The 4,083-nt window shown below is 49.5% G+C and carries 3 protein-coding genes and 1 pseudogene; 1 reads left to right on the top strand and 3 read right to left on the bottom strand.

Annotation, left to right across the window (positions count from 1 at the left end):
- From H6A34_RS13855 to H6A34_RS13850, 3 genes and pseudogenes are all read right to left on the bottom strand, one after another.
- A partial coding sequence (locus H6A34_RS13855) for a RagB/SusD family nutrient uptake outer membrane protein (protein WP_338088673.1) occupies positions 1-895 on the bottom strand: 895 nt, incomplete at its 3' end.
- A complete protein-coding gene (locus H6A34_RS15420; protein WP_338088672.1) occupies positions 808-1,236 on the bottom strand; it encodes a hypothetical protein in 429 nt (142 codons plus the stop codon). The genes H6A34_RS15420 and H6A34_RS13855, both read right to left, overlap by 88 nt.
- A gap of 117 nt (positions 1,237-1,353) precedes the next feature.
- A pseudogene (locus H6A34_RS13850) lies at positions 1,354-3,561 on the bottom strand (SusC/RagA family TonB-linked outer membrane protein); the annotation flags it as partial.
- Between the two features lie 103 nt (positions 3,562-3,664).
- Between H6A34_RS13850 and H6A34_RS13845 the strand changes: the two are divergent.
- On the top strand, positions 3,665-4,083 hold a 419-nt coding region (locus tag H6A34_RS13845), incomplete at its 3' end, for a transposase (protein WP_275955210.1).

Here is a 4,083-nt window from a genome sequence, read left to right as displayed (position 1 = left end):
ATGTGTCGCTCATCATTCGCGGATCCCATTTGCCTACGTAGATGGCGAATGGCGTGTTGCCGAGCATTTCTTCGACTGTCTGTGAGCCGCTTTGCACTGTCTGTATGGGTGAGCAGGTTATGTCGCGGCGCGTGTCGGCAGGATCGTAAGAATAAAAGAGCATCGCCGTTACTTTCATAACGCCTGATGAGTTACTGTAACCGTAAAGGGTGTTTGTGCCGTTCATGCGCACACCCACGGTGTATCCAAGTTCGCCGGAATCACCCAAGCCCATTGGAATCTCAAAAATATTCTCATGGTAACTTTGGTCTAACGTCAATTGGTTCAGCAAGTACCACTCGTCGTAGAACGAAGGGTTCAACTGATGGACTCCGTTGGAGATAATTGCCGAGAGGTGTTCAAGTGCCTTTTCGTACAAGGACTTGCGCGTGTCAGCATCAGGTCGTTGCGTCGGATATACGGGGTCGCTGTAGTCGGTTGCTGTTTCGTAACCGCTTTTGGCTTCTTCGCGTATCGCCCAGCCGGCACGTGTCAGCGCGATTTGTGCTAACAGTCCGTGGGCATAGCCTTTAGTTACGCGCTCTGTTGTGTAGCCTGATACATCGTCGGCCCACGGCAGGTAGTTTATTGCTTCTTCGAGGTCAATCATCAGAGTGTCCATTATTGCGTCACGGTCGGTTTTTCCCGTGTAAGCGTTGCTCAGGTCAGAGCGAGATGATTCCAATTTAAGCGGTATGTCGCCGAAATAACGCAGCAGGTCGAAGTATATCATGGCACGGATGGTAAGCGACTCGCCAAGATAGCGCTTCATAGTGGTAGAGTCGCTGGTGCTGAGTAGGCTGCTGCCGCGTATTCCCTCGATGTTAAGGTTTGCGTCTTCGATGATGGCGTACATGTCGTCCCATGAGTTGCTGAAGTTAGAAAAAGCGGTGATGCGTTGTAGTTGCCAACGCCACGGTAATGGGTTGAGTTTGTCGCGTTGCTTCCAAGGCCGTCCACCAGCTCCACGTCACTGTTCAGTCCCCACTTGATTGTTATGTCCTGATCGTATGTCCTGTCGCCGTCCACCATGCCAGCGTACAGTTTGTTGATTCGCAGGCTGGTGTAGTAGGTTGAGTTCCATACGGTTTCGTCGGTCATCTCCGACGGCGATGTCTGGTCGAGAAATTCGTCAGCGCACGATGTTGTAGCGACAATTCCTACGACTATCATTATTCTTGAAAATATCTTTTTCATTTTATTTTGTTTTTTAGAAGTTATAGGAGTAAAGAAGTTATGGAAATTAAAGCCATTGCACTTGCCATTTAAGGTGAGCATTGGCTTTTTCACTTTTAATTCTTCACGCTTCACTTTTTAGAATGTTACGTTTATGCCTGCCACGAACGAACGGCTTTTCGGGTATGCGGCATAGTCGACACCTGGCGTCATCGGGTTGTTTTTGCTGCTGGTGTCTACTTCCGGGTCATAGCCGTCATAACCTGTAATGCACAGCAGGTTGTAACCTGTGAAATACAGCCTGATTTTCTCCATGTGGATAGCTTTTGTCCATTTCTTTGGCAGTGTGTAGCCTACGGTTACATTCTGTAGTCGCAGGAACGATGCATCTTCAACGGCGTAATCAAGAATATACATTGTTGTCATTGAGGCTGGGTTCCACATCGTCTTGCCTTGGTTTATCTCGTTGAGGCGTGCCATCAACGCTTCGGCGCCACCATAGGCGGCAACCGTTGACGATGACGGCCGGCCGAGGTTCAGTCCTGTTTCTGGATCAATCCAAGTGTAACGGTTGTCGAGGTTGAAATCGGCTACAAGGTTGTAGTTCTTGCTTGACCCGGAGTAGAACGAGTTTACGAGTTTCGTGCCGTTGAGAATCTGGTTTCCCAATGAGTAATTGAAGAAAATGTTGAAGTCAAAGTTACCCCAACGGCCGTCGAGGCCGAATCCTCCCGTGGTAGGAGCTACCGTGTTGCCAAGGCGTTGCTTTACGGGGTCGCCGTTTTCGTCGACCTCTACTTTAGCCATTCCCGGGTAGAGCGTACCTCCAAACAGGGTATAACTGTTGTCGGCGGCGTGCCCGTCAACAAGTTTCCATGTCGTTCCGTCGAGCACGAGGTCGCCGGTTCCGGTAGTTGGGTCGTAAACGGTATAGTAGCCGTTGGTCTTGTAGCCCCAGATTTCGCCGAGACTACCTCCCGGTTCTACGCGGAAGTCCTCGTATGTTGCTATAGTCGAGCCTGCGAAACTACTGCTTTGCCATGGATTGTCCATCGAGAGTTCCTCTATTTTGTTCTTGTTATATGCAATGTTGAAATTGAAGTTCAGGCCGAAGTTCTTTTTGTCAACCAATACTGCGTTGACAGCGAACTCGACACCTTTGTTCGATGTCTTTCCGAAATTCTGGTATTGGTAGTTATATCCGGTACTGCTCGGAACGACACTGCGCATCAGAAGGTCGTCGGTTGTATTCCAATAAAAGTCCAACGTACCGCTTATCCGGTTGTTCCAGAATCCGTAGTCAATTCCGATGTTGCGTGTTGTGGTCGTTTCCCACTTCAGGTCTGGATTGTAAAGGTAAGTCCCTTTATTAAGGGCCGACGTGCGGTCTTCCCCGAAATACGGTACGTGCTCGTCGTTTTCACTCATCGAGTAGGTGCGTGTTATGAGTCCGCTGTTTATTCTGTTGTTTCCCGCCATACCGAAGCTTAGGCGCAGTTTCAGGTTGGAGAGCCATTTTTGTGCGCTCTTCATGAAGTTTTCTTCGGAGATACGCCACGCCAAAGCCAGTGACGGAAACACACCCCAACGGTTGCCGTCGCCGAATTTGCTCGAACCGTCGGCACGCAGCGTGAACGTGGCAAGGTATTTGTCGGCCATGGTATAGTTGATACGTCCGAAGTAAGACATGATGTTCTCTTCTTCGGCTATGTCGCTTTCGTTGGGCAGGGCGGTGCCGGCAGCCATGTTTGCGAGGACCTCGCTGATTGTCATTGATGACGGGAACGATATTGAGGTGCTTGTGTTTGTGGTTTCCTGAGAACTGCTCCATTCCTGTCCGATGAGGATGTTGATATGGTCACGTCCGCCGAACAGTTTGTTGTTGTCATACGTTATGGTGTTAGAGTTACGCCAGCTTTTCGTGTTTTCGCGTGTCAGTACGGCTTGTGGCTGACCGTTTCCGCCGAACTTCGAGTTTACCGTAGCGTTGCTGCCCCATACCTGGTCGGTTTCGTATCTTTTCCATGTATAGCCGAATTCCGAGCGGAATGTCCATCCCTTAAACGGTTTCCAGTTCAGGCCCACGTTGTAGCTTTGCTGCAAGCGGTCCTGGTATTTGTACGTGTCGGTTATACGTTCCGTTGGAGTACGTTGTTGCGAGGTGCTGTTCTCGGCGTCCTCGTCGCTGTCGGTAAGCGGTTCCACAGGGCGGTATCTTACCGTTTGCGCCACGATTGAGTTGGCTGCGCTGCTTTCGTTGGTGTCAGCTCCGCCGCTAAGTCCGTCGAGCTTGGTGTACGCAAGGCGCCCCGTGAAGTCAATGGTGAGCCACTTGTTTAATTTCACGTGAGTTCGGTATAAGAAAACGATTGAAAAAGTTGTGGGAATGAGATATTTTTAGTACCTTTATAGTTGATAATCAATAAGTTACATAAAAATATTCATTCCCATGACTGATGCAAATATAATAGAAATTTTCTGTATTCTCGATGAATTCTGCAAATATTTTGCTCCCGAACTGAAAAAACACACGCTGGACATCTGCGGCAAACGTCGCCGCAACCGCCCGTGCCTCATGTTCGACAGCGAGGTGATGACCATTCTCGTACTGTTCCATATCTTGCGCCACCGAGACCTCAAGTCTTTCTACCTCGGTTATGTATGTAACCACATGCGCAAGGAGTTTCCACACCGCCTGTCGTACAACCGCTTCGTAGAACGCCAGGCTAAGGTAGGACTCCATCTTTTGCTGTTCCTGCAGACATGTGCGTTGGGTAAATGTACTGGAATATCCATTATCGACTCCACACCGTTGAAGTCATGCAATATAAAGCGTGCGCACAGCCACAGGACGATGAAGGGATGGGC

The organism is Marseilla massiliensis (assembly GCF_016899855.1).
Taxonomy (GTDB): Bacteria; Bacteroidota; Bacteroidia; order Bacteroidales; family Bacteroidaceae; genus Prevotella.
Note: the sequence above shows the minus strand (reverse complement) of the source record. Positions and strands in the feature narration are given on the sequence as shown.

Bases quoted from the DNA above. Each gene is read 5' to 3' on its own strand.
- H6A34_RS15420 (WP_338088672.1), bottom strand. From the start codon at position 1,236: ATGAAAAAGATATTTTCAAGAATAATGATAGTCGTAGGAATTGTCGCT.